This window comes from Actinacidiphila glaucinigra (assembly GCF_035918135.1).
Classification (GTDB): Bacteria; Actinomycetota; Actinomycetes; order Streptomycetales; family Streptomycetaceae; genus Actinacidiphila; species Actinacidiphila glaucinigra.
On the sequence record NZ_CP109144.1, the window covers coordinates 9,135,927 to 9,159,883 of the forward strand.

Here is a 23,957-nt window from a genome sequence, read left to right on the forward strand (position 1 = left end):
CGCTCGGTTCGAGGCCTGCGTGAACGCGCAGAGGACGGTCTGAAATCCGGACTGGATCGAGGCGTAGCCCGAGGCTCCGAGCGATTGCCGCGAGACGCTTCAACCGGGGGAGTGGGGGGTATCGGGATGCGTTTTGGTGGTCTGGGGCGTGTGTTGAGTGGTGCTGGGGCGGCTTGTTGCTGTTTGGGCTTGCGTGTTGTGGGCGGTGTGCTGGCGGCTGGTTTTGCCGGGGGTCTGCGTTGCCGCGGGGTCGGCCGGGGCCTCTGCCGTTGCCCCGTGTGCTGGTGCGGTCAGCGTTGCGGTGTTGCGTGGGTGCGGCGGGCCCGGTTCGTGGGTTTCCTTGCCGGTCGTCAGGGGTGTGGTGGGCGTTGTCGTGGTGTGCTTCAGCTCGGGTGAGGCGGCGCGCTGGCCGCCTGTGGCGTGAGGGTGCCGCTGGTGGTCTGAGTGTCCTGTCAGGAGTCGGGCTGGTTCGTGATGGCGGCTGTGCTGGTCTGGTTGGCGGGTCGGGGCCGGCGGGCCTACAGGGTCGGCAGGCCCCGGATGTCCGGTCGGTGTGCCGGGTGTGGTGGCATACGGCGTCAGCTGCGCCGTGGCCGGGCCGCGACATGGGTGGAGGTCCCCTTCGTGGCCGTGCGCGCCCGGTGCTGCCGTGTCGGTCTGCGCGTGTGGTGCCTGCAGGTCAGCCGCGGCGCCCATCGCGAGGGCCTCGGCCCGAGCGTGCGCGGCCTGGACACGGGCTTGGACTTCCACCGCGCGGATGCGCGCTTCGGCCTGTCGAAGCTCTCGCCTTTCCGCCCGCAATGCCTGGGCCTCATCTTGACGGTCGGGCTCTTCCAGGGCTTGTTCGAGCGTCATGCCGTAGCCCAGCAGCCGCAGCGGCCGAAGCTGGTCCTCAGGGGCTTTGACCCGCCACACCCGGCCGTGTTTGTCGCGCAGGCCGGAGCGGTAGCCCATCCGCTGCCGGTCCCGCTCCAGCGCTTCCCTGTACGAGGTGATTTCCCAGCACCGCATCAGCCGGTACAGCCGGACAGAGCTCAACGGCATGAACAGCCATCGGACGAACCGGATGCGCTCCATCTGCTGACGCTGTGACAGCGCGTTGATGTGTGAGGCGTAGATGTGGGCGGCGACCTCGCTGAAAGCGATCCACACGCTGACGAGCACGGCGTGACCAAGCCGTCCCTGGAACGTGACGCCGCTGGACCAGTTCAAGACAATGGTCACCGCTGCCAGGAATCGGGGCAGCCACCGCACCCAGGCCAGGGGCCTTTCTGTCTTGATCATGAGCAGGTGGACCAGGGAGAAGGCGAGGATGGTGACATCCACGCCGATGGGCAGCATCCACGGATGGGCGCCCCACCCCCATCCACCCGCTGCGGGTGAGGCGGCAGCCTTGTTCAGCAGCGCCTGGTAGGAAGAGGTCACGCCGAGCGCGCCGAGGGCGATGCCCGCTGTGACGGTGGCGCCCAGCAGCAACTTCTCGAGGTGCGACCGGGTCGGTTCCGGCTCGGGGGGCGGGGAGCCGCTCGGGGAGGCGGGCCCGGGCGCGGGCGCGGTGCTGGGGGAGTGGGCGGCCGCGAAGCCACCCGCCTCTACCTGGCCGGGCGGCTGCGGCCCTGGGGCAGTGTGAGCAGCGGGCTGGTGCGGGACAAAGGCGCCTGGATACAGGGGACTGGAATGGGTCACGCATCCTCCTCGGCCCGCAACGCTGTCAGCAGCGTCTGGCGGAACACTTGGGTCGTCGAAGTGAAGACCTGCCGTCTGCGGGGGAGCGCAGACGGCAGGTCTTGGCCGCCGGGTGCGGCGAGCCTGCCCCGACGGTCGCACCTGCTGTGGGCTCCCGGGCTGCGCGACCCGGACACGTGCCAAGGGGATAGACGGGAGATTGCCCGACTGTCCCGCCGGGCGGGCGCGGCCGTGCCGTCCCGGCGCGCGGCCCGCCCGTTTTCCGTGGCTGAGGTTGTCCGCAACGCGCCCGGCGGCGCCACTGGCGGCCCCAAGCGTGTGCCGGGGAGCGTCCTGAGCCACCTGGACCCGCATCACCAGGCCGTCGCGCCCGTAGGAGTACCCCGGCTGGGTGGAAGACCTCAGCCCAAGGCACCCGTCAGCCGCCGCAGCGGTGGCACCCGGACGCGACCCAACTCCGCGCCCCGGCCATGATTTCGTGCGGTTGCGGCGGATGATCGAGCCGCCCCACGCCTTGGTGGACAGCCGGTGCACCCCAGATCGGTCGCGACTTCGCCGGGCACCGGCCCAGTGGTAGGCCGAAGGAGAGACGCCGGTTTGGATAATGCCCTGTCCATGCGAGGCCGGGGCAGTTGCCCGGGGATACGGGCGAACAGTGCCAGAGGTGCGTGGTGGCTTCGTTCACCGGTTACGACAGCAGTTGTTCAGTGCTTCGGAAGGCACCACACCCGGGCCGCAGCGTGTTCGATGTTCACGAGTAGCGACAGCACCCGGGTACGCAGATGAGAATGTTGCCGCTGCATGCTCCAGCGGTGCGGATGGTCGGGATCGGTGGGGCAAGCCAAGACGTTGAGCTCGCCGGAGTGAGTCACGGTGACCTCGGTGGAGGTTGTGGAATGAAAAGCGGGCAAGTCTCGGTCCTATCGGCCGGCCGTCGGCGTGCTCGTCGGGTGCCACTCGCGGCGGAGGAGGCCGAAGACCCAGGAGTCGGAGACGTCGCCGTTGACGACGCAGTCCTCGCGGAGGGTGCCTTCGCGGACGAAGCCGAGTTTCTCCAGGACCCGGGCGGACGCCACGTTGCGGGTGTCGGTCTCGGCCTGGACGCGGTTCAGGTCCAGGGTGTCGAACGCCCACTGCAGGACGGCGTGCGCGGTCTCCGTGGCGTAGCCGTGGCCCCACGCGGCGGCGCCGAAGACGTAGCCCAGGGACGCGCTGCGGAAGTCCGGGTTCCATCTGGTCAGGCCGCACCAGCCGATGAACGCGCCGTCAAAGACGCGGTCGACGGCCACCCGTGCTCCCGTGCCTTCCTCCTCGATCGTCCGGCAGGTCGCGATGAATCGCTGGGCGCGAGCCGGTTCGGTCCACGGCGGGGAGTCCCAGTAACGCAGCACGTGGGTGCTGCTGTGCAGCGCGTAGAGCGGCGCCGCGTCGGCGTCGGTGAACGGCCGCAGTCGCAGGCGAGCGGTGTGCAGTTCGGGGGTGGGCAATGTCATGCGGAGCATCCTGTCGCGTCACGCTCGCCCTCGACCATCCGTTTACCCGGACGGTCGGGGGCGCGTACGCCCCGGTGACGCCGAACGCGCCGCATGGGCGGCGAGTGCGCAGTCCCTCGTCGGCATGGCGGGTAAACGGCGGCCGTGGCGCCCCCGGGGGGGGGACGTTGACCAGTCTCGTCCTGTACCGGACTCCGGACGGATGGAGGTACGCCGTTCACTTCACCAGGTCGGCTGGTATTGCCTACGGCGCGCTCACCGGTGCTACGCCCTCGGCCGAGCCGGACATCGCGCTAGTGCCCCTGGTTCAGAAGGCGGGGAATTCACCCACCGCCGGCTCGACGTCTTCTGGCATGCACCCCATCAACGTGACTGGTGGACCGGCACGGTCACCGTCGCAGGGCCACTTCCACCGGCCTGAGTACGGCGCACCGATGCAGTCGGAGCACTAGACCTCGACGGCGTCGGCCATCGCATCCCAGCAGCACCCTCTCCGTGCCTGTGCTGCTGTCGAATCCCGTGAACATTTCGATTCCCTCTCGGGCAGCGACTGCCTCGGTCACGTGGGCGAGGAATCCCGTCCAGCGGGTGACCTGCCCGCGGCGCGCGTAGCGGGCCGTCGGGTCGTCGGGCGAGACGATCCGGTTCGCCGAGGGTGGCAGGCCGCTGCCGGCGTCATTGTCGCGCCAGCGCAGGCGGCCCGCAGGGTCCCAGTAGTAGTTCTGCACCAGGATCTGCCGCAGGGACTGCACCTGCGGGCCGTCCAGCAGGCCGGGATGGTTCCGGCTGAGGTGTTCGAGCAGGTGGCGGGCGTCTGCCCCGGCGGTGTTGATCCTGGTCTGGGCCGGGTGGGGTTCTTGCCTAGGCGTACCGGTCGGCCGTAGCGGCGTCCCCAGTCCTCGTTGACCAGGCCGGTCAGCGCGTGGCCGGCGGTGCGGGCGAGTTCCTCGAGGGCCGCGCGCACCGCCTCGGTGACCAGCTCCAGGCGGGTCAGGTCGCGCACGGCGGCCAGGACGTGGGTGGAGTCGGTGCGCTGGGTGGTGCGCTCGCGGACCAGTCCGGCCTCCTTCAGGCGGGCCAGAGCGAGATCGAGGAGGCGGTCCGCCCGGCCGTCCTGCAGCAGCCGGTCGCGGAAGTCGCTGAGCACGCTGTGGTGGAAGCCGGGGTCGTCGAGCTCGAGGCCGAGCGCGTACTTGAAATCGATGCGGCAGCGCACGGCCTCGGCGGCGTCGCGGTCGGAAAGGCCCAGCAGGAACTGCAGCACGCTCACCGTGGCCAACTGGGCGGGCGAGAGCCCGGGGCGCCCGTCGCACGGGTACCAGTCGGCGAAGTCCTCGTCCCTCCACAGGCCGTCGAGGCGGTCACGCACCCACATCGCCGTCGTACCACCGGGGTTGCTGGCCTGAGCCGTCCGCGCCGTCAACACCGGGACCTCGGCACCCGGCCGGGGACGGACCGACATCTCGCACTCCTCAGGATTCTCGCGGACCCACGTACCCGCGAGACTGACGCACCACCATGATCACAGGCAGCCGAACGCCAAGATCCCCGACAGAGTCAAGGACGCACTCTTATGGAAGCGCCAGTGCCCGCTGGACCGGTGGCGCGTTGCGGATCTCACCCGCCAGGAGTCGGTCGGCTCCGCTTAGGATGACGCCGTGAGCCCGATCAAGCCGACGCCGTCTGAACGGCCCCGTCGCCGGCAGCGGACGCCGGCACTGCTGGTGCTCACCGTGCTGATCGGGCTGCTGGGCATGCACGGCCTGGCTCTTGCCAATCCTGTTCCGGGCGGGCACACCGGGTCCCACACCTCGCACATGGCGCCGGCCGAGACCGGCGGGCCGCATGCATGCCACGACGGCGGCATGGACGGCCATGGCGCCCACGCCCTTCAGATGTGTTCCTCTGGGGCCCTTCCCGGCGCGGCCGCCGTCCCGGCGCTGACCGTTTCGGTGACCGGCGATCCCGTCACGACATCGCACCCCATCACCCGGGTGCCCCACGAGCCGGCCGGTGGACGTGGCCCGCCCTCGCTCGCCGAACTCCAACTCCTGCGGATCTAGGCAAACTCCCGCGGCGCGCGCCTTTCCCTACCGGCGTGCCGCCGTGCGCAGCCATGCCCTGATCCCCTCCACTCCTGGAGTTCCCCAGTCATGACCCTGAGTCGTTCTCTTTCCCGCCGTGCTGCCCTGGCTGCTGTCGCTGCGGCCGCCGCGTTCGTCCTTGCCGCCTGCGGCGGTACCGACCACGCCGGTGGGACCCACCCCGCCCCCGCTGCCACAGCCTCCGCATCGGCCTCGGCCTCGGCCTCGGCGGGCCAGCACAACCAGGCCGACGTCACCTTCGCGCAGCAGATGATCCCGCACCACCGCCAGGCCGTCGCCATGGCCGAGATGGCTGCGACCCGCGCCTCCTCCGGTGAGGTCAAGTCCCTCGCGGACAAGATCAAGCAGGCGCAGGACCCGGAGATCAACACCATGTCCGGCTGGCTGACGGCCTGGGGCAAGGATGTCCCGCAGGGCATGGGCGGAATGGACCACGAGATGCCGGGCATGGACCACGGCGACGCCTCGTCCATGCCCGGCATGATGGGCAGCGATCAGATGGGCGACCTGGACGGCGCCTCCGGCAAGGTCTTCGACACCATGTTCCTGACCATGATGATCGAGCACCACCAGGGCGCGATCGACATGGCCGAGACCGAGAAGGACCAGGGCGCCTACGCCCCCGCCAAGGCTCTGGCAGGCGACATCGTCACCGCCCAGACCGCGGAGATCACGGAGATGCGCAAGATGCTCCACGCCGGCTGACCCCCAGCCACCGTGGGGGCGGCACGCCCGTGCCGCCCCCACGCTCGCGCACGCTTCCCGGCCACCTCAAACGACGGACATCTTGTGATCACGATTTCACGCCTGCCCCGCCGCGGGCGCACCCTTGCTGCCACCTTGCTGCTGACAGCGGCCACGGTTCTGCTCGCCGCCTGCTCCTCCTCCGGCGACACCACCAACCCGGCCTCCGGCCCTCCCGGCCTGGCCTCCGTGACTCCCGACCCGGGCACCGGGCATCTGCACGGCCTGGGGGTCGACCCGGCCGACGGCGCCGTCTACGCGGCCGGACACCTCGGTGTCTTCCGCGTAGCGAACGGCAAGGCGACCAGGATCGCCGACCGTTACCAGGACACGATGGGCTTCACCGTCACCGGACCCAAAACGTTCCTGGCCAGCGGCCACCCCGATCCGACCGACCCCACGGCAACCTCCCCGCACCTGGTGGTCCGCTCCACCGACGCGGCCGCGACCTGGAAAAACGTCTCGGTCTCCGGGGAAGCGGACTTCCATGCCCTGCAGGCCGCGGGGGAGCGGCTCTACGGCTTCGACAGCCAGTCCGGCCGCCTGTGGGCCAGCACCGACCAGGGCCGCACTTGGCAGCAGGGACCCCAGGAAGCCATCGGCGACCTGGCCGCACACGCCGGTCAGCCGCAGCAGCTTTGGGCCAGCACGCAAGACGGGCTGAAGTTCAGCCAGGACGGAGGCCGCACCTTCACCCTCGTCAACGGTGCCCCCGCGCTGGCCGCCATTGACCGCCCCGCCGAGGACCTGCTGGTCGCCCTCACCTCCGACGGACAAGTGATGACCAGCCCGCAGGGCACGTTGTGGAGCAGGCGCGGGGCGCTGCCCGACGGCGCCCAGCCCACCGTGCTCGCGGTCGTCACCTCCAGCCACCTGCTCGCCGCCGACACCGCGAACACCATCTATGAATCCACCGACGCAGGACGCACCTGGAACGTGCTGTACCGGGCAGACGGCGCCCACACCGGGCACTAGATCAGCCGTCCCGGTCCGAGCAGCCCGCGCCACCTGTCACCGTGTCGGAGCAGCGGCGAAGCCAAGCCCGGGACCCCTATCACGGTCCCGGGCCCGGTCCGGTCTCGACGTCGGGTCAGCCGGCACCGTTCGGACGCGGGGCACGCAGGTGCGCCCGCTGCGCCAGTTCCTCCTCCTCGACCAGAGTGAGCATCGGCTGGCCCGGCGCGCACATCATGGTCACGATGAACTCGGTCCGCCCGTCCGTCAGGGCGTTGCCGTCCTGATAGTGGATCACATCACCGCCCGGTTCCCAGAACGTCTCACCGGCCTTGATCACGCGTTCGGGCTCGCCCTCGAGTTCGAAGCGGACCGCGCCCTCGGTCACGTACCCGAAAGCCGGCCCCGGGTGGCGGTGCGGAGGAGCCCCGATATCACCGGGCTCCCGCCAGACGATAAGGGTCATCGCCGAAGCGCCCTCGGGGACGAAGGGCGGCTTGACGTCCAGCAGCGTCCGCAACTGCGTCTTCCATACCTCCGACCGCGACTGTTCGCCGGCCGTGTCTTCCGGTTCCTTGTCCGACACTGCGCTGCACCTCCATACGTCTGCTCGGAATGGAGAAATGATCGTCGGCCGCCGTCCCACGGGGACGCGGCACATCTCTTGGTGGCAGCGGTGTTCGTCGCTTCCAGGCTCACACACCTGCCGCGCATTCACTAGCGGATCCGTCCCGCCCTCTTCGCAGGAGGGGTGCGGCGGAGTGTGACGCATCACTGCCTGCACACGGTTGTGCACGGATAGGGGAGGGGGGTATGCAGGGGAGCCGCCTGGAATACCCCAGGGGGGTATATGGTTCTGGTCTACAAGGCCAATCGTCGTCTGGAGGAAAGCCATGACCGCCGCTGATGCCCGCACCACCGCTTACATCGTCGCCGGTATGAGCTGCGGCCACTGCAAGGCCACGCTCACCCGGCAGATTGGCGCGCTGGACGACGTGCGGTCCGTCGACGTGGACCTGAACACCGGCCGCGTCACCGTGACCACCACGCACGAACCCGACGACGCTCTGCTCGCCAAGGTCGTCGACGACGCCGGATACGAACTCACCGGCCGGGCCGCCTGAACCGGCCACCCCGCGCATCAGCCGAATCCGCCCCGCGCACGGGAGCAGCCTGACTTGCCCGCCTGCGTCCCCCCGTCAGCTCGAGGAGCAGTGATGACAACCACCGTCCCGCAGACCTCCGAGGTCGAACTCGCCATCGGCGGGATGACCTGCGCCTCCTGCGCCGCCCGCATCGAAAAGAAGCTGAACCGCATGGACGGTGTGGAGGCCACCGTCAACTACGCGACAGAGAAGGCCAAGATCACCTACCACGGCGACGTCGCCGTGGACGACCTGATAGCCACGGTCGAAGCCACCGGCTACACCGCCACGCCCCCCGCTCCTCCCCGCGCCGACGGCCAGGCCGGCGACGGCGGCCAGGACGCCGCGGGGGAGGCCGATGAACTGCTGCCGCTGCGGCAGCGGCTGATCACCGCCGTGGTCTTGGCCGTGCCGGTCATCGCCATGGCGATGATCCCGGCCCTGCAGTTCGAGTACTGGCAGTGGCTCTCGCTCACCCTGGCCGCGCCGGTCGTCACCTACGCCAGCTGGCCGTTCCACCGGGCCGCCTGGACCAATCTGCGGCACGGCGCCGCCACCATGGACACGCTGATCTCGGTCGGTACCGCGGCCGCGTTCGGCTGGTCGCTGTGGGCGCTGTTCTTCGGCACCGCGGGCATGCCCGGAATGACCCACGGCTTCGAACTGACCATCGCCCGCAGAGACGGCGCGGGCAACATCTACCTCGAGGCCGCCGCGGGCGTGACCGCCTTCATCCTGGCCGGGCGCTACTTCGAGGCCCGCTCCAAGCGCAAGGCCGGCGCGGCCCTGCGGGCGCTGCTGGAGCTCGGCGCGAAGGAAGTCACCGTTCTGCGCGACGGACGCGAGATGCTGGTCCCGACCGCCGACCTGGCCGTCGGTGACCGGTTCCTGGTGCGGCCCGGCGAGAAGATCGCCACCGACGGCACGGTCGTCGAGGGCTCCTCGGCCGTGGACGCCTCGATGCTCACCGGCGAGTCCGTGCCGGTGGAGGTCACCGCCGGCGACACGGTCACCGGCGCCACCCTCAACGCCGGCGGACGGCTCGTGGTGGAGGCCACCCGGGTCGGCTCGGACACCCAACTGGCCCGGATGGCCAAGCTGGTGGAGGACGCACAGAACGGCAAGGCCGCCGCCCAGCGGCTCGCCGACAAGATCTCCGCGGTCTTCGTCCCAATCGTCATCGGCCTGGCCCTGGCCACCCTCGGCTTCTGGCTCGGCAACGGCGCAGGCTTGACCGCCGCCTTCACCGCCGCCGTCGCCCTGCTGATCATCGCCTGCCCCTGCGCGCTCGGACTTGCCACGCCCACCGCGCTGATGGTCGGCACCGGCCGCGGCGCCCAGTTGGGCATCCTCATCAAGGGCCCCGAAGTCCTGGAGACCACCCGCAAGGTCGACACCATCGTCTTGGACAAGACCGGCACCGTCACCACCGGGCAGATGACGCTACTGGCCGTCCACACCGCGGACGGCGTGGACGAGGCCGACGTCCTGCGGCTGGCGGGCGCGCTCGAGCACGCCTCCGAGCACCCGATCGCCCAGGCCGTGGCGAAGGGAGCCGAGGCCAAGGTCGGACCGCTCCCGGCGCTGGAGGACTTCGCGAACATCGCCGGTCTCGGCGTGCAGGGCGTCGTCGAAGGTCACGCCCTCCTCGTCGGCCGCCAGCGGCTGCTCGCTGAATGGGCCATGGAACTGCCTGTAGGCCTGGCCCGGGCCAAGGAGGAAGCGGAGACGGCCGGCCGCACCGCCATCGCGGTGGCCTGGGACGGCGAGGCCCGGGCCGTCCTCGAAGTCGCCGACGCAGTCAAGGCCACCAGCGCCGAAGCCGTCCGGCGGCTGCGCGCCCTGGGCCTGACCCCGATCCTGCTCACCGGCGACAACCAGGCCGTCGCCCACTCCGTCGCCGCCGAGGTGGGCATCGACGAAGTGATCGCCGAGGTACTGCCGCAGGACAAGGTCGCCGTCGTCAAGCGCCTGCAGGATCAGGGCCGTTCGGTGGCGATGGTCGGCGACGGCGTCAACGACGCGGCCGCCCTGGCCCAGGCCGACCTGGGCCTGGCCATGGGCACCGGCACCGACGCCGCCATCGAGGCCGGCGACCTGACCCTGGTCCGCGGCGACCTGCGGGCCGCCGCCGACGCCATCCGCCTGTCCCGCCGCACCCTGGGCACGATCAAGTCGAACCTGTTCTGGGCGTTCGCCTACAACGTCGCCGCCCTGCCGCTGGCGGCCGCCGGCCTGCTCAACCCGATGATCGCGGGAGCGGCGATGGCGTTCTCCTCGGTCTTCGTCGTCGGCAACAGCCTGCGCCTGCGCAGCTTCAACGCCGCCGACTGAGCGCAGGCATCACACCGGCGGGGGCGGGCCCTGGCCCGCCCCCGGCCCTGTGCCACAGCGCCGCTGCGTGGGGCCGCGCATGGCGCAGGACCAGTTCCAGGCCCCTGGTGAGGAAGGCCAGACCTGACCACCGCCCACTTGCGATCATCCCCTCGCATACCACCCCCCGGTATACTCGGCATCTGTGCTGGATCCGTTGCCCGCCGGATGCGAGTCTGTGCCGGCTCCGCCCGCACGGCGGTCCCGGCTCCAGGATCAAACGCGCTGCTGGAGACGACCGGCAGCCTCAGGCGATGCTGGAAGCGGGGGCCTGCCGATACGGACCGGGGCAGCAGCCTCCGCGAAGGGGAAGTCGAGAGGGCGGATGGTCAGCTACAGCAACCACAAAGACGACGTACTCAAGCGCCTGCGGCGGATCGAAGGCCAAGTACGGGGACTGCAGCGCATGGTCGAGCAGGACACCTACTGCATCGACGTCCTCACCCAGGTCTCCGCCACCACCCGGGCCCTGCAGTCCTTTGCCCTGCAGATGCTCGGGGAACATCTGGACACCTGCGTCCGTGACGCCGTGGCCGACGGCGGCGAGGAAGGCGCCATCAAGATCAAGGAAGCCAACGAAGCAATCGCCCGCCTTGTGCGCTCCTGACGGCGACAGCCTCCTGGGCGGAGGCTGATTCCCCACAACGGGGGAGAGCCATCCACCGCTCGCGCCTGGCCGCTCGCGTGCCCGAACACCACCCCGGACGGGTGCCCGTGCCGCGGGCCGACTGCGGTGAGCGTCGCCCCTCGCCCCACCACGGCTCCAGTCACGTCACACCTGCCGGCCGGAAGCATGACATCGCCGGTCCCCGGATCCGGCGGGCCGCGCCCCACACCCCGTGTCATCGGCCCGACTTGAGGGACAAAGGGGGCTCCTGGGCATGAAAGCCGAGGAGCCCGGGTTCAGCGGGTTGTTGCCGTCGCCGGTGTCACGCGCCGATCTCGCGGTCGGCGCGCCGGGGAGGAGTGAAGGCGTACATGTCGAGGGTGCCGGGCGAGTCGGCGAGTCCGGGCCCGCCCTTCTCTATCCAAGCGGCGATGTCGCCGGCGGCGTCGGGGTCGTTGACCTCACCGAGCCAGACGGGGCGGCCACCGGCCCGGCGGCCTTCCGTGGAGGGCTGGACGACGATGACGTTGGCACGCTCACACGCGTCCAGGCAGTCCGCCAGCCGTATCGTGGCGAGTCCGGCCAGCGAGGTCCGCAGCTCGGCGAGTTGAGCGGCGTGATCGAGGTGGGGGACTGCCTCCGTGGTGCCGCAGCAGCAGCCTCGGCACACAGTGACAGTGGGCCGGGCCGTCCCCGCGGCGGGGTCCGCCTTCTTGCTGTGACGGCTCACCGTCGTCTCCTGTTCCGCACGGCCGAATGCGCCCGGCTGCAAGGACGCAGCAGGCATCGTGACAGACCGGCGAGGACGGGGCGGCCCTCGTGGCCCAAGGACGCCCCGGGGCAGCGGCAGGTGTAGGGCCAGGTCCCCGATGACTAGGCCGGGGATGAACCTTACGGCGATCATGCGGTGCTGCACCAGCGTTTCCCGAGCCCTCCCGGCGCCCGCAATCCCGGCGAAAGCCAGGGCCCGCGCGCACAGGCCCGCGGAACCTCGCAACACGGCGGGAGTGACGGTCGGTGGGCCCCTCCCGGCCGGTCAGGGGCACCGCCTGGAGCCGGCTATCTGATCCAGCGTGCGGACGTGGTGGCGGTGTGAAGGACGTATTCCAGGGGGCCGCGCCGGATGATCCATGTCCAGGCCCACGCCAGCAGCATGGCAGCCGCAGCGAGGCCGAGCAGCGCGGGAAGGGCAGCGGAATCCGGCAGTTCGTCGAGGCTCAGGGCCTTGATGGCGAGGATGTGGCCGACGTAGGCGGTCAGGGAGACCGAGCCGACCGCGATGAGCGGCGTGGCCACCCACCGCAGGCGCCTGGAGCGGTCCGTGGCGGCCAGGCAGGCAGCGACGACCAAGAGGGCGACGCCGGTGTTGCCCAGAATGGAGAACGTCGTCTGGCTGTGCGGGGCGCCCACCAGCAGCCAGTACCCGGTTGTCGTCTCGGGTTCGCCGACCGTGTCGGACCACCACGCGGAGGCGGACGACCCGCCATCGGCGGCCGCACCCACGATCGACAGCGCTTTCGGCACCAGATGCAGGGCCAGCCACGATCCGCCGTAGCCGGCCACCGCCAGGCCCGCACCGGCCAGCGCGAGCCGGGACCGCGCACCGGGCCGATTCAGGTCAAGCCTGGCCACGGCCATACCGGCAATGATGAACGGCAACCAGGTCAGCACCGGGTACTCGCCGGTGACGAACAACTCCACCACGCCGTCCGTGCCGGTGAGCCGGGCCAGCGGATCGCGTGCGATGACAGCATCGGCCCAGCTTCCGTCCTCAGCCGAGGCGCGGAGCACATACAAGACCACGGGCATCACAACCGCGGCCGCCGCAGCGATGAACACCAGCGTGCGGGCCCGCAGCCGGTACAGCGGCACGGCGAGAACGAACAGCAACCCGTAGAACGACAAGATCACATCGACCGGGGTGTCCAAAGCCGTCAGGGCGTACCCCATGGCGACCAGGACAACGGCCCGGACCAGCACCCGGCCGACGGCCTGCTGCCCCGCCCGCCCAGTCCGCGGCTCAGGCCGGCCGGTGAGGATGACCAGCGTGAACCCGGCCAGCAGCGCGAACAACGCGGCCGAGCGGCCCCGCGCCAACTCCAGCACTCCGCCCAGCGGCCCGCCCACCGTCGGGTCGGGACCGACGTGCACCGCGTACATGCCCAGCATCGCCAGGCCGCGGGCAAGGTCCAGACCCACCAGCCGGCCCACCGGCACGGGACGCATGAAGGCAGAGCGCCCCGCCGCCACCGCGGGTGCTGGCGCCGGTGCCGGTACCGACGCCCGTGCCGGTGTTACGTTGACCATGTACTCAAGGCTCCCGGAACCAGCCCGGCGCGATCCATCCGACAAGTGTCCGAGCCGTGCCCGCCGACCGCCTGCACCCCCGTGACCTGCCTCAACTCGGGCCCAGGTCTTCGCAGGACACCCCGGCGTGGTACGCGTCGGACAACCGTCCGATGGCGAGGGACAGGCCGTGACGACGGTACTCAGCGACCAGACCAAAAAGCGGATCAGCCTCCACCACCCGCCGGCGCTCCTGGTGGACCTCACCGTGGTCGCCGTCGCGCTGTTCGACGTCGCAGTCCATGTCCACTATGACGAACCCGTGCTCCTGGCGTGGGCCCTGACCGCTTCCTTCGCACTTCTGCTGCGCCGGCGCCTGCCAGTGCTGACGTTCCTCCTCACGATGCCGGCGGTGCTGGTCTCCGACGCCGTCTTTGCCGCGCTGGCCGCGCTGTACACCCTCGCCTCGTTCACCCGGCGCCGGTGGCTGCTGGCGGGGTGCGCGCTGGCCTTCACGATCGCGGACATGGCGCCGTGGCCGGCGCCGAAGTTCGACCTGTCCGAGCCCTCGACCCTGATCACCCTGAGCTACACGGCGGTGACGGCCGCCGCGCCGGTCTTCCTGGGCCAGCTCGTGCAGGCCCGGCGGGACCTGTCGCTGCGGCTCGCCGAGATCTCGGAGGCCCGCGACCACGAGCGGCTGCTCACCGCCCAGACCGTGCTGGCCAAGGAACGCGCCCAGCTCGCCCGGGAGATGCACGACGTGGTCTCCCACCAGGTCAGCCTGATCGCGGTGCGGGCCGGGGCGCTCCAGGTCGGCACACGGGACGCCGAGGTCAAGGAGGCCGCGGCGACGATCCGGCGGCTGAGCGTGCAGACCCTGGACGAGCTGCGGCACATGGTCAGCGTGCTGCGCGCCGCCGGCGGCCGCCCCACGGAGCTGACCCCGCAGCCCTCCCTCGCCGAGCTGGAACGGCTGGTGAGCGGCAGCGGCATCGAGGCCGAGCTGCAGCCGGACCTGCCGGACGGGCTGCCGCCGACGGTGCAGCGCGCGGTGTACCGCACCGTCCAGGAGGCACTGACCAACGTGCGCAAGCACGCGCCCAGGGCCTCCGCGGGTCCGGATCCACCGCCAGGGCGGCACAGTCCGGGTCACGGTCACCAACACCGCCCCCACCCGGCCCGCGCTCCCGCTGCCCAGCGCCCACTACGGCCTCGTGGGTCTGCGGCAGCGCGCCGCGCTGCTCGGCGGCACCGTCACCTCGGGCCCGACGGCCGACGGCGGCTACGAACTCAGGCTGGAACTGCCCGCCAGTGCCTGCTCAGCGGACGGTCCGTTTCCGACGTGACCGCCGGGCACCGGTGGCTGCTGACCGAGCCGGGCGCCGTTTCGCGGGCGCTGGTGGGGGACAACGAGGGGTGGTAAGCGGCGCGGTGACGACAGCCGTCCGGAGATGCACATCCAGATGCGGACGGTTTACCTGGAGCTGGCTCCGGAGAACCCGCTGGTGAGCTTTTCGCGGAGGGCCGCCGGTGTCACGCTCCGCCGCGAGGCTCGGGTACCGGGGTGCCCGGCGGTGTGAAGGCGGCGAGCACCGTGGCCGTGATGTGGTCGGCCGCGCGGTCGGGGTTCAGACGACCGGCGCGGATTTCTTCCGTCGCGCTGTGCATGACCGCCTGCAGGACATTGATCAGCCATGCGATGGGCAGGTCCGTACGAAAGGCGCCCTCGGCCCGTCCGCGGGCAACCAGCGCCTCGACCCGGGCGGCGGGCCCGGCGTGCAGCTCCCGGATACGTCCCGCGGGGAGCTCCCGTTGGGCGGCGACGAGAAGTGCCTGAGCCTGGTCCACCAGGTGCCAGCCTGCATCGATGTAGCGCTCCAGGGCGAGCAGCGGATCACCGGTCAGGTCGACCGCGTCCAGCACCTCGTTGCCCCGGTCGAGGGCGCGGCTCATCGCCGCATCGACGACCTCCGCCCGGGAGGCGAAGTGCGCGTACAGCGTCACCCGGCCCACACCCGCGGCCCGCGCGATCTCGCTCAGGCTCGCGTCGGGGTTGCGTCCGAGGCATTCGGCCGCGGCCTGCACGATCGCCTCGATGCTGCGCAGAGCGTCGGCGCGCTTGGGGGTGCTCTTGCTGCTCATGCGCTCACCGTACCCCAGAACTCGAACAACCTTGTTTGGTTTGGATCCCTCACGTGTATAACCTGAACATCGCTGTACGGCTTAGTGAAGAGGGGTTGAGCGTCATGAGCGACACGGAAACCACCACCAGCGCACCGCAGACACCGCATCCGATGCGCTGGCCGGCCCTGGGCCTGCTGGGACTGGCCCAGTTGATGCTGATCCTCGACATCACCGTCGTCGCGATCGCACTTCCACACATGGGCGCCGAACTCGGCCTGGACCGCGCGGCACTGACCTGGGTGGTCAGCGGATACGCCCTCACCTTCGGCAGCCTGATGCTGCTCGGCGGCCGGGCCGCCGACCTGTTCGGCCCCAAGCGGGTCGTCCTGGCCGGCCTTGCCATCTTCACCGCCGCATCCCTGGCCGCCGGACTCGCCACCGGCGCCCCGCTGCTGCTCACCGCCCGGATCGCGCAGGGGGCGGGCGCCGCAATGCTGTCGCCTGCAGCTCTGTCCGTGGTGGTGCGGCTGTTCGACGGCGACGAACGCAACCGCGCGCTGGGCATCTGGTCGGCACTCGGTGGCGGGGGAGCCGCCCTCGGCGTGCTGATGGGCGGGCTGATCACCGCAGGCCCTGGCTGGGCCTGGGTCTTCTTCATCAACGTCCCCGTCGGCCTGATCGTCTTCGTCCTGCTCGCCCGGATCCTGCCCCGCCTGCCCCGCGCGGCCACCGGCGCACTCGACATACCCGGCGCCGCCCTGGTGGCCGCCGCGACCGGCGCCCTCATCTACGCCCTCATTCGTGCCGGCGACCACGGCTGGGTCAACGCCGCCACCGTCCTCCTCGTCGCCGCCGCAGCCGCCACCTACGCCGGCTTCGCCGCCTGGCAACGCCGGGCGGCCGCACCGCTGATGGACCTGCGCCTGCTCGGCCGGCGTCCGGTCGTGGCGGGCACCTTCGTGATCGCTGTCGCCACCGCGCTGATGGTGGGGGTCTTCTTCCTCGGTTCCTTCTACCTCCAGGACCGCCAGGGCCACGGCCCCCTGACGACCGGTGTGCTGTTCCTGCCGGTGGCGCTGCTGACCATGGCCGCCGCCACCGTCGCCGGCACCCTGATCGGCCGGATGGGGGCACGATTGCTGGCTGTGGCGGCCCTGGCCGTGGCAGCGGCCGGGTTCCTCGTACCGGTGCTCTGGTCCGGAACCACCGCGATGGTCACCGGCGTGAGCGTCGCCGCGGCGGGACTGGGTGCCCTGTTCGTCGTCGCCTCCGCCACCGCGTTCGCCAGCGTCGCACCCCACGAGGCCGGTGTGACCTCAGGCATCGTCAGCACCTTCCACGAGTTCGGCGCATCGGTCGGAGCCGCGGCCGCCTCCACCGCCGCTGCCACAAGCATCGCCGTCCACACCGGCGCCCAAGGCGGCTCCGGCTTCGACAACGCGTTCCTCGCCGCCACCGGCATGGCCGCAGCCTCCGCCGTCATCGCCCCGTGGCTGATCCCGGCCAAGAACCAGTAGGCAGGAGCCGGACATCCGCCCGCACCAGAAAAGAGACCAGCGTGTATGACCCTTACGAGCTGAGCCCCGGTGTGCCCTCCGTCGAGGTCTTCCGCCGACTGCGCACCGAGGCCGGCCTCTCGGACAAAGCCCCCGAGGCGGTTGTGCTTGCCCTGCCCAATACCTGGTACGGCGTGCTCGTCCACCACGAGGGGCAGCCCATCGGCATGGGGCGCATCATCGGTGACGGCGGCACCGCGTTCCAGATCGTCGACATATGCGTTCACCCCGAACACCAAGGACGCGGCCTCGGCAGGCGCATCATGGCCGCGCTCACCGACGAACTGGAGCGCCGGGCCCCCGCCACCGCCTACGTCTCGCTGATCGCGGACGGCCCCGCCCGCCACCTCTACGAAAAGTTCGGCTTCGCCGACACCGCCACCCACGACTCCATCGGCATGTACCGGGTGACAGGCAATGCAGTTGCCCCCGGTGGAGCACAACCGAAGCCGTAGGCGCAGGCGCCGGGGTCGCCCACGTGACCTACCTGGCCGCGTACCGGATGGAGATCGGCGAGACCGTCCTGGGCTATCACGGGGCTCCCGTCCAGGCCGAGTCGCGGGGCTTCCGTCCGGTCCCGACGATCCGTTGGCCACCTTCCACGGCGACGTGCCGGCGCGGGAGGCCGAGGCGGCGGTCGCGAGGCTGGTGCCGCAGAGCCTGAAGTCGTTCACCCAGCCGCTCTCCCGCGCGGCCTGGTGCACGGTCCCGTCCGGCTACGTGGTCCGCGAGCGGGACCGGGCCCTGGCGCCGGCGCGCCAGGAGGACATGGCCGTCCGCACCGCCGGACCGGTGCACCGGCTGCCCAGTCACCACTCACCGTTCCTGTCCATGCCCGCGGCCTGCGCATCCCTTTTCGCGCGGATCGCCCTCGAGGCGACCGCCTGAGCGAGGCGGCGAGCGCGGGTGGCATCGCGGGAAGGCGAAACGGGCGATGCTCGTCCTGTTGTGCCACCCGGGGAACGCAGGGGGCCTCCGGCCGGCGGCGGTGCCGGCCGGAGGCCCCCTGCGTGCGGTACGTGCGGGCCGCGTGCCTCAGCCGTCGTTCTCCGCCGACGGGATGTAGGCGCCCGGTACGTCATCCGGCGCGAAGATCTCGTGCTCGCCGGGGTACGGCTCCGTCCAAGCGTGCGTTTGGTACCAGGTGAGGTGGTTCAGCTGCGCCGGGTTGGCGAAGTCGGGCCTGGCGTCGGGGCCGGTCAGTCGCTGCTTGGACTGCCAGTCCTCCCACTGCTCCGCGAGGGCCTTCTTGCCTGCCGGCACCTTCGTCGACGGGACGGCCGCGGCGTTCGGGTCCTGCGGGGCCGGGGCGTCCAGGCCGCAGGCGGGTGCGGTCTTCACGCCGTCGGTCAGCGGGGTCCGGTTGGGCAGCGCGGTGAACGGCGTGTAGTCCGCCTTCTTGGTGAACGCGCCGAACATCGGGGTGGCCGCGCTGTCCTTCTGGTTCATCGGGTGGATCCCGAGGATCTGCTCGATGGTGCGGATCATCGTGATCTGCGAGTAGTAACGGCTGTCGACGGTGCCGTGCCGCGCCCAGGGGCTGATGATCTGGATCGGGGCACGGTGACCGTCGACGTGGTCGAGGCCGGCCTGGGAGTCGTCCTCGACCACGAAGATCGCGGAGTCCTTCCAGTACTTGCTGTGCGAGATCTCGTCGACGATACGGCCGACCGCGAGGTCGTTGTCCGCGACCTGGGCCGCGGGGCCCGCGGTGCCGCCGGTGTGGTCGCTGGAGAGCCAGAACATGTTCAGGTTCGCCGGACCGTTCTTCTCGAAGTCCCGCTTCCATATCTCGGCGCGGTAGACGTCCGGGACGCTGGTGTCGAACTTCGGGAAGCCGGGAACCGAGACGCTGTTGAGCGAGGGGATGGGCGAGGACGACACCAGGTTGTAGGCGGTGTCCTGCCCGGTGGCCCGCATGTTCTTGGTGTCGCAGTACAGGTTCTGCCAGGTCGCGCCGGCCGGCTTGGTGAGGAACTGGTGGAACTCGCCGAAGTCCCGCACGCTCTTGCCGGCCGCCTGCGCGCCGCTCCAGATGAAGCCGGTGCGCTGGTGGCCGAGGGCGTCGTCCTCGGTGTCGTAGCTGCGCGCGTACTCACCGGCGGAGGACTCGGTGTACTCCGGGTTGTCGGCCTGCATCAGCCAGTTGTGGCCCTCGGCGGAGTTCGTGCCGATGTCGTACGTGTTGTCGTACAGGCCGAACTGCCGGGTCAGCGCATGCTGGTTCGGCGTCACGTTCTCGCCGAACTCCGCCAGCGACGGGTCGCCGTTGCCCTGCGGGATGTCACCGAAGACCTGGTCGTAGGTCCGGTTCTCCTTGACGATCATGAACACGTGCTTGATCGTCGACGGGTCGCCGAGCCGCTTCGGGACGGCCACCGGCTTCGCGTGGCCCTTGTCCTTCGCGAGCTTGACCGAGCCGTTGGTCCAGCCGTTCTGCTGGAAGACCTTGGCCGTCTGCGCCTTGATGACCTTCTCGCTCGGCAGCGTGAACCGCTGGACGCTAGAGGTGGTGTCGTGGGTCCCGCGCCCGGCGCCGTTGGTGGGCCGGCGGGCGTCGATGCCGCGGGTGTTGGAGACCACGACCTGGTCGCCGACGGTGGCGATCTCCGCGGGGAAGTAGTCCGTCGGGAGGAGGCCGACGTAGCTGACCGGCTCCTGAGGGGAGTCGTACCGGTATACGGCGACCGCGTTGGCGCGGCCCAGCGTCACCAGCAGGTGGCCGTCGTCGGTGAGCGTGACGGCGTTGGGCTCGTAGCCCACCGACGACTCCGGCCACGGCTGGGTGGCGATGGTCTGCACGACCTTGTTCTTGCGGGTGTCGATGACCGACACGTCGTTGGTGGCGGTGTTCGTGACGAACAGCGCGCCCTTCTTGGCGTACAGGGCGGTCGGGTGCAGACCCACGTCGATGCTCGCGACGGCGGCCGCCGGGTCGGCGAGGTCGATGACGCTGACCGTGCCGGTGGTGGTCGCGCCGGTCCTGGGGTCGGCCGGCACCTGGGTGCCGTACGAGTTGATCGTCGTCTCGCCGGGCTTCGCCGGCCGGCCGCCCTCGTTGCTGACGTACAGCTTGGAGCCGACCACGACCATGTCGCGCGGGGCGTTGCCCACGGCCCAGCTCTGCTTGACGGTCCCGGTGGCCGCGTCGATGGCGACCACGCGGTTCTGGCCGTTGACCGCCACGTACACGGTGGAGCCGTCGGAGGAGAACACCGGCTCGCCCACCAGGGCGTGCTTGGAGCCGTCAGCCGGGATGGTGACGGACGTCGGGTTGGCGAGGCTGCCGTCCGGGTTGACGGTGAACCGCGTGTAGCCGTCGGTCTGGCCCAGCCACAGCTGCGTGCCGTCGGGCGAGTACGTGGGTCCCTCCTGCCCCACGCTGTTGCTGGCGATGCGTAGGTTCGCGGACGCGGAGTTGCCGACGAGCTGCTGGACCTTCCAGCTCTTCAGGTCCACGACGGCCAGCGCCACGCCGCCGTCGGTGACCGAGGCCGCGAGGTGGGTGCCGTCCGGGCTGACCGAGGACGACATGATCTTGCCGTTGTCGATGACGAGGCGCTCACCGTACGGGGCGATGTACTGGTCGCTGGAGACGACCTGACCGCGGTCGGTGACCTGGCCGACCTGGTCGTGGTCGAACTGGGTGGTCTGCGCGAACCCGATCCCGGTGCCGGTGGCGAGGACGACGGCGGTCGCGGCAGCCAGCGTGAGGCTTCTGCGGCTGCCGAACCGACGGCCGAGGAGGGCGTGGGTGTCCCTCTCGGCGCCCGTGCGGCGGCGGCGAGTGACCTGCATCTTGAGTTATCCCTTCGGGGAGGTGGCGAGCAGTTCGACGTTGCCGTCGAACTGCCAGAGCGGGTTCGGCGCGTCCCCCCCGGGGGTCCGCACCAGGAAGTAGCCGTTGACTTCCTTCGGTCCGTCGCCGTCGGCGACGTACCGCCCGTCCGGAGTGACGTCGAGCTGGTAGATGGCCTGGCCCGTGGTCGCGACGTCGGGGAGGTGCCAGGAGACGACGCAGCGCCAGTCGTTGCCGGCGCCTTCGGCGCCGTTCGCGACGCCGCCCTTGGTGCACGCCGCCGCGGCCTTGAGCTGGTTCTCGGTGACGGCGGGGCGGTTGAGCTGGTCGGTCTGCATGCGGTACAGGTGCGCGAAGGCCGTGGCGACCGAGCGCTGCACCTTCTCCTGCTCGATCCCGGAGCCCGTGGCCGGGGTCGCGACGGTGACGACGGCGACCGTCGCCGCGAGCAGCCCGGCCAGCGGCACGGCTCCGGCGAGGAGCGCGCGGCGCGCCGAACCGTCGTCGGTCAGGTTGGTGAAGTCGCGCCGCAGGAAGAGCAGATAGGCCAGGACCGTCGCGGTCACGGCCCACACCAGGCTGACCGCGATGCCGATGAGCAGCGGTGCGAGCTGCTGCGGGCCCGTGAACAGGCCGTTCCAGGAGATGAAGGCGTATCCGGGCAGGGCCAGGCGTACGGCGACGGGGAGCGGCATCATCTGCGCGAGCTGCATCGCGAGGGCGACGAGCGCGGGCAGCAACAGCCCCATCGGGGACCGCCCGAGGGCGATGGAGCCGAGCAGTCCGATCCCGGCCAGGGCCAGGGTCGGGGCGAGGGCGCAGGCCCAGGCGAGGAAGACCTGCCCGGCGGCGTCGGACGGCGTCAGCAGGTGGCCGTCGAGACCCACCAGGGGCTGGTTGCCGACCGCCACGACCCCGCCGACCGCGCTGGAGCAGGCCATCCCAATCACGAGCAGGAGCAGGACGGTGAGGCTGGCCAGCGCCTTCGCCGCGAAGATCCGGCCCGGCGAGCGGACCGCCACCAGCAGGTGGCGCCAGGTGCCGAGCCGGTCCTCGGAGGCGAACACGTCGCCGGCGACGACCGAGGTCAGCAGCGGGAGCGCCCAGGTGCCCGCGAAGCCGAGCACCACCAGCGGCCCGGCCCATGCCGTCGCGTGCATCCAGCGGCCGAAGAGGGTGTCGACGGGGAGGGTGCCCTGCTGGCTCACCGCGGCGACGAAGAGCGCCGGCGCGATCCAGCAGGCCAGGACCAGCAGGCGGATCCGCCACTGCGAGACCAGCTTGACCAGCTCGAAGCGGTAGCCGCGCGACACCGGGACGCGGCGGGTGGGGACAACGTTGTCGGCGACGACGGTCGCGGCGGTCATCGACCGGCCTCCTGCTGCTGGGTGAGGGCGAGGAAAGCCGCCTCGAGCGGGGAGACGACGGGTGCGAGTTCGCGCAGAGCGATGCCCGCCCGCACGAGAGCCACCACGAGGTCGTCGAGGGCGGGCACCAGCGCGCGCACGACGAGCACATCGGCGTCGTTCCGCGGGCCGGCGTCGTCGACGACGCGGACGCCGTCCGTGGCGACGGCCAGTTCGCGGGCGGCGTGCGCGTCGGAGGTGAGCAGCCGGTAGTCGAGTTCACGGTTCTCGGCGGCCAGTTTGCCCAGCGGGCCCGAGAAGACGACCCGCCCGGTGGCGAGGATGGTGACCTCGGAGCACAGCGCCTCCAGCTCGTCCATGCGGTGGCTGGACAGCACGACGGCGGTCCCCTTGTCCGCGAGCCGGGTGAGGACTTCGTAAACGTGTCTTTTGCCCGCCGGGTCCAGGCCGTTGGACGGTTCGTCCAGCACGAGCAGCTGGGGCCTGGTGAGCAGGGCGGCGGCGAGCCCGAGCCGCTGGCGCATGCCGAGCGAGAACCCGCGGACCCGGTCGTCGGCGACGTCCGTGAGGCCGACCTGGGCCAGTACGTCGTCGATCCCGGCCGTCCGCGCGTCCTGCCCGCGGAGCGCGGCCAGCGCGGCCAGGTTCTGCCGGGCGGTGAGCGACGGGTAGAGGCCGGGCCCGTCCACGAAGCCGGCGACACCGTCGGGCGCGGCGAGCGCCCGCCCGACCGGCGTGCCCAGGATCTCGAGACCGCCGCCGTCGGCGACCGCAAGGCCCAGCAGCAGGCCGAGCAACGTGGTCTTGCCCGCGCCGTTCGGTCCGACCAGGCCGTGTATCTGTCCCTGTGTCACGTCGAGGTCGACGCCGTCGAGCGCGACGACGTCCCCGAAGCACTTCGTGATTCCGCGAGCACGGACCGCGAGGAGTGTGTCCATGAGTCCCTTCTTCCTCAACGCCCATGGACCTTAGGAAGTGTGTGGGCCCCCGCCAGGGACGGTCGGTTGAATGGCCATTGAACGTATCGTCAAGACATCGGCAAGTCCGGGTGCGTGAAGTGTGCGTCATCGAGACGGACTTGGACAGAACAGGGCGCGGGGCGCGGGCCGGGGCCGGATGAGCGGGCGGCCCGGAGGATTCAGCAGCCATGTACGTTGGCTCGCGGTCTCCTGGGCGGTGCGGCCCGAGATCCGGCGTACGACTTCAGCGCCCTCGCGTCACCCTCGGCCTCCTGCTGGCGGTCCTGGTCACCGCAGCCAGTGCCCAGGACTCCACCGCAGGTCAGACTCTCCTCGGCCAGGTGGCCGCAGCCCATCCCACCATCCGCAAGGTCTGGGTCGACGGCGGCTACCGCAGGCACTTCGTCGAGCACGCCGCCACCCTCGGCATCGACCTCGAAATCGTCCAACGTGCTCCCGGCACCAGGGGCTTTACCCCGATCCCGAAACGCTGGACAGTCGAGCGGACGTACGGCTGGCTCATGCTTCACCGCCGTCTGGCCCGGGACTACGAAACCCTCCCCGGCAGGTCCGAAGCCATGATCTACCTTGCCATGACCGACCTCATGGCTCGCCGCCTCACCGGCGAGAACGCCATCTCCTGGCGCGACCCGACATCACCAGACCAAGCCCGCATCACGGGATAAAACAACGGGACAAAACGACCTCTAAGTCCGGAAGACCTACCTGAGCGTGCACGCAGATCTGGTCAGAGCC

At 70.8% G+C, this 23,957-nt stretch carries 19 protein-coding genes and 2 pseudogenes; 11 read left to right on the plus strand and 10 right to left on the minus strand.

Annotated features, from left to right (window positions below; all coding sequences use genetic code 11):
• Positions 1-99: 99 nt before the first annotated feature.
• The 3 genes from OIE69_RS41425 to OIE69_RS41435 form a co-directional block, all read right to left on the minus strand.
• Positions 100-1,476 (minus strand): DUF2637 domain-containing protein, encoded by a 1,377-nt coding sequence (locus tag OIE69_RS41425; protein ID WP_326580629.1) that lies wholly within the window; start codon positions 1,474-1,476, stop codon positions 100-102.
• A gap of 1,130 nt (positions 1,477-2,606) precedes the next feature.
• Positions 2,607-3,179, minus strand: coding sequence for a GNAT family N-acetyltransferase (locus OIE69_RS41430; RefSeq protein WP_326580630.1), 573 nt, complete (start codon positions 3,177-3,179; stop codon positions 2,607-2,609).
• Positions 3,180-3,738: 559 nt separating this feature from the next.
• The gene (locus OIE69_RS41435) at positions 3,739-4,641 is read right to left on the minus strand and encodes a transposase (protein ID WP_326580631.1); all 903 of its coding nucleotides are present in this window, start codon (positions 4,639-4,641) and stop codon (positions 3,739-3,741) included.
• 196 nt (positions 4,642-4,837) lie between these two features.
• Between OIE69_RS41435 and OIE69_RS41440 the strand changes: the two genes are divergently transcribed.
• The 3 genes from OIE69_RS41440 to OIE69_RS41450 all read left to right on the plus strand — a co-directional run bounded on the left by OIE69_RS41440 (position 4,838) and on the right by OIE69_RS41450 (position 7,003).
• Positions 4,838-5,242: a DUF6153 family protein gene (locus tag OIE69_RS41440; RefSeq protein ID WP_326580632.1), complete on the plus strand. Its 405-nt coding sequence runs from the start codon at positions 4,838-4,840 to the stop codon at positions 5,240-5,242.
• A gap of 90 nt (positions 5,243-5,332) precedes the next feature.
• Positions 5,333-5,989: a DUF305 domain-containing protein gene (locus OIE69_RS41445; protein WP_326580633.1), complete on the plus strand. Its 657-nt coding sequence runs from the start codon at positions 5,333-5,335 to the stop codon at positions 5,987-5,989.
• A 135-nt stretch (positions 5,990-6,124) separates the two neighbouring features.
• Positions 6,125-7,003 (plus strand): F510_1955 family glycosylhydrolase, encoded by an 879-nt coding sequence (locus OIE69_RS41450; RefSeq protein ID WP_326580634.1) that lies wholly within the window; start codon positions 6,125-6,127, stop codon positions 7,001-7,003.
• A gap of 115 nt (positions 7,004-7,118) precedes the next feature.
• On the opposite strand, the gene OIE69_RS41455 is transcribed toward OIE69_RS41450, so the two are convergent.
• Positions 7,119-7,568 carry a cupin domain-containing protein gene (locus OIE69_RS41455; RefSeq protein WP_392567633.1) on the minus strand — a complete coding sequence of 150 codons (450 nt, stop codon included), beginning with the start codon at positions 7,566-7,568 and terminating at the stop codon, positions 7,119-7,121.
• 307 nt (positions 7,569-7,875) lie between these two features.
• Here OIE69_RS41455 and OIE69_RS41460 point away from each other — a divergent pair, with 307 nt between their 5' ends.
• The 3 genes from OIE69_RS41460 (at position 7,876) to OIE69_RS41470 (ending at position 11,107) form a co-directional block, all read left to right on the plus strand.
• Complete coding sequence (locus OIE69_RS41460) at positions 7,876-8,106, plus strand: heavy-metal-associated domain-containing protein (RefSeq protein WP_326580635.1); 231 nt, start codon at positions 7,876-7,878, stop codon at positions 8,104-8,106.
• A gap of 93 nt (positions 8,107-8,199) precedes the next feature.
• Entirely contained in the window at positions 8,200-10,461 is a 2,262-nt protein-coding gene (locus OIE69_RS41465; protein ID WP_326580636.1) for a heavy metal translocating P-type ATPase, read from the plus strand.
• 310 nt (positions 10,462-10,771) lie between these two features.
• Positions 10,772-11,107 carry a metal-sensitive transcriptional regulator gene (locus OIE69_RS41470; RefSeq protein WP_392567704.1) on the plus strand — a complete coding sequence of 112 codons (336 nt, stop codon included), beginning with the start codon at positions 10,772-10,774 and terminating at the stop codon, positions 11,105-11,107.
• Between the two features lie 322 nt (positions 11,108-11,429).
• Here the strand turns inward: OIE69_RS41470 and OIE69_RS41475 are convergent, their stop codons facing one another.
• Together OIE69_RS41475 and OIE69_RS41480 are read right to left on the minus strand one after the other, a co-directional pair.
• A complete protein-coding gene (locus OIE69_RS41475; protein WP_326580638.1) occupies positions 11,430-11,837 on the minus strand; it encodes a (2Fe-2S) ferredoxin domain-containing protein in 408 nt (135 codons plus the stop codon).
• Between the two features lie 329 nt (positions 11,838-12,166).
• On the minus strand, positions 12,167-13,333 hold the full coding sequence (locus tag OIE69_RS41480; RefSeq protein WP_326580639.1) for a heparan-alpha-glucosaminide N-acetyltransferase domain-containing protein: 1,167 nt from the start codon (positions 13,331-13,333) through the stop codon (positions 12,167-12,169).
• 286 nt (positions 13,334-13,619) lie between these two features.
• Between OIE69_RS41480 and OIE69_RS41485 the strand changes: the two are divergent.
• Positions 13,620-14,742 (plus strand): annotated as a pseudogene (locus OIE69_RS41485) (sensor histidine kinase).
• Positions 14,743-14,929: 187 nt separating this feature from the next.
• Here the strand turns inward: OIE69_RS41485 and OIE69_RS41490 are convergent.
• A complete protein-coding gene (locus tag OIE69_RS41490; RefSeq protein WP_326580640.1) occupies positions 14,930-15,538 on the minus strand; it encodes a TetR/AcrR family transcriptional regulator in 609 nt (202 codons plus the stop codon).
• A 104-nt stretch (positions 15,539-15,642) separates the two neighbouring features.
• On the opposite strand from OIE69_RS41490, the gene OIE69_RS41495 reads away from it, so the two are divergent.
• Genes OIE69_RS41495 through OIE69_RS41505 form a run of 3 tightly spaced genes read left to right on the plus strand, consistent with a single transcriptional unit; the run spans position 15,643 to position 17,964 of the window.
• Positions 15,643-17,037 (plus strand): MFS transporter, encoded by a 1,395-nt coding sequence (locus OIE69_RS41495; RefSeq protein WP_326580641.1) that lies wholly within the window; start codon positions 15,643-15,645, stop codon positions 17,035-17,037.
• Positions 17,038-17,078: 41 nt separating this feature from the next.
• Entirely contained in the window at positions 17,079-17,531 is a 453-nt protein-coding gene (locus tag OIE69_RS41500) for a GNAT family N-acetyltransferase (protein ID WP_326580642.1), read from the plus strand.
• On the plus strand, positions 17,494-17,964 hold the full coding sequence (locus tag OIE69_RS41505; RefSeq protein ID WP_326580643.1) for an alpha/beta fold hydrolase: 471 nt from the start codon (positions 17,494-17,496) through the stop codon (positions 17,962-17,964). Before OIE69_RS41500 ends, OIE69_RS41505 begins: the two co-directional genes overlap by 38 nt.
• Before the next feature lie 147 nt (positions 17,965-18,111).
• On the opposite strand, the gene OIE69_RS41510 is transcribed toward OIE69_RS41505, so the two are convergent.
• The 3 genes from OIE69_RS41510 to OIE69_RS41520 are packed head-to-tail and all read right to left on the minus strand — an operon-like array spanning position 18,112 to position 23,180.
• Positions 18,112-20,874, minus strand: a complete 2,763-nt coding sequence (locus tag OIE69_RS41510) for a bifunctional YncE family protein/alkaline phosphatase family protein (protein ID WP_326580644.1) — start codon at positions 20,872-20,874, stop codon at positions 18,112-18,114.
• Between the two features lie 6 nt (positions 20,875-20,880).
• Positions 20,881-22,242 carry an ABC transporter permease gene (locus tag OIE69_RS41515; protein ID WP_326580645.1) on the minus strand — a complete coding sequence of 454 codons (1,362 nt, stop codon included), beginning with the start codon at positions 22,240-22,242 and terminating at the stop codon, positions 20,881-20,883.
• Positions 22,239-23,180 (minus strand): ABC transporter ATP-binding protein, encoded by a 942-nt coding sequence (locus OIE69_RS41520; RefSeq protein WP_326580646.1) that lies wholly within the window; start codon positions 23,178-23,180, stop codon positions 22,239-22,241. Before OIE69_RS41520 ends, OIE69_RS41515 begins: the two co-directional genes overlap by 4 nt.
• Positions 23,181-23,461: 281 nt before the next feature.
• Between OIE69_RS41520 and OIE69_RS41525 the strand changes: the two are divergent.
• Positions 23,462-23,887, plus strand: a pseudogene (locus OIE69_RS41525) (transposase); the annotation flags it as partial.
• Between the last annotated feature and the right edge of the window lie 70 nt (positions 23,888-23,957).

Coding starts and splice junctions, on each gene's coding strand:
- OIE69_RS41430 (WP_326580630.1), bottom strand. CDS start 3,179: ATGACATTGCCCACCCCCGAACTGCACACCGCTCGCCTGCGACTGCGG.
- OIE69_RS41435 (WP_326580631.1), bottom strand. CDS start 4,641: ATGTCGGTCCGTCCCCGGCCGGGTGCCGAGGTCCCGGTGTTGACGGCG.
- OIE69_RS41445 (WP_326580633.1), top strand. CDS start 5,333: ATGACCCTGAGTCGTTCTCTTTCCCGCCGTGCTGCCCTGGCTGCTGTC.
- OIE69_RS41460 (WP_326580635.1), top strand. CDS start 7,876: ATGACCGCCGCTGATGCCCGCACCACCGCTTACATCGTCGCCGGTATG.
- OIE69_RS41465 (WP_326580636.1), top strand. CDS start 8,200: ATGACAACCACCGTCCCGCAGACCTCCGAGGTCGAACTCGCCATCGGC.
- OIE69_RS41480 (WP_326580639.1), bottom strand. CDS start 13,333: ATGCGTCCCGTGCCGGTGGGCCGGCTGGTGGGTCTGGACCTTGCCCGC.
- OIE69_RS41490 (WP_326580640.1), bottom strand. CDS start 15,538: ATGAGCAGCAAGAGCACCCCCAAGCGCGCCGACGCTCTGCGCAGCATC.
- OIE69_RS41495 (WP_326580641.1), top strand. CDS start 15,643: ATGAGCGACACGGAAACCACCACCAGCGCACCGCAGACACCGCATCCG.
- OIE69_RS41505 (WP_326580643.1), top strand. CDS start 17,494: ATGCAGTTGCCCCCGGTGGAGCACAACCGAAGCCGTAGGCGCAGGCGC.
- OIE69_RS41510 (WP_326580644.1), bottom strand. CDS start 20,874: ATGCAGGTCACTCGCCGCCGCCGCACGGGCGCCGAGAGGGACACCCAC.
- OIE69_RS41515 (WP_326580645.1), bottom strand. CDS start 22,242: ATGACCGCCGCGACCGTCGTCGCCGACAACGTTGTCCCCACCCGCCGC.
- OIE69_RS41520 (WP_326580646.1), bottom strand. CDS start 23,180: ATGGACACACTCCTCGCGGTCCGTGCTCGCGGAATCACGAAGTGCTTC.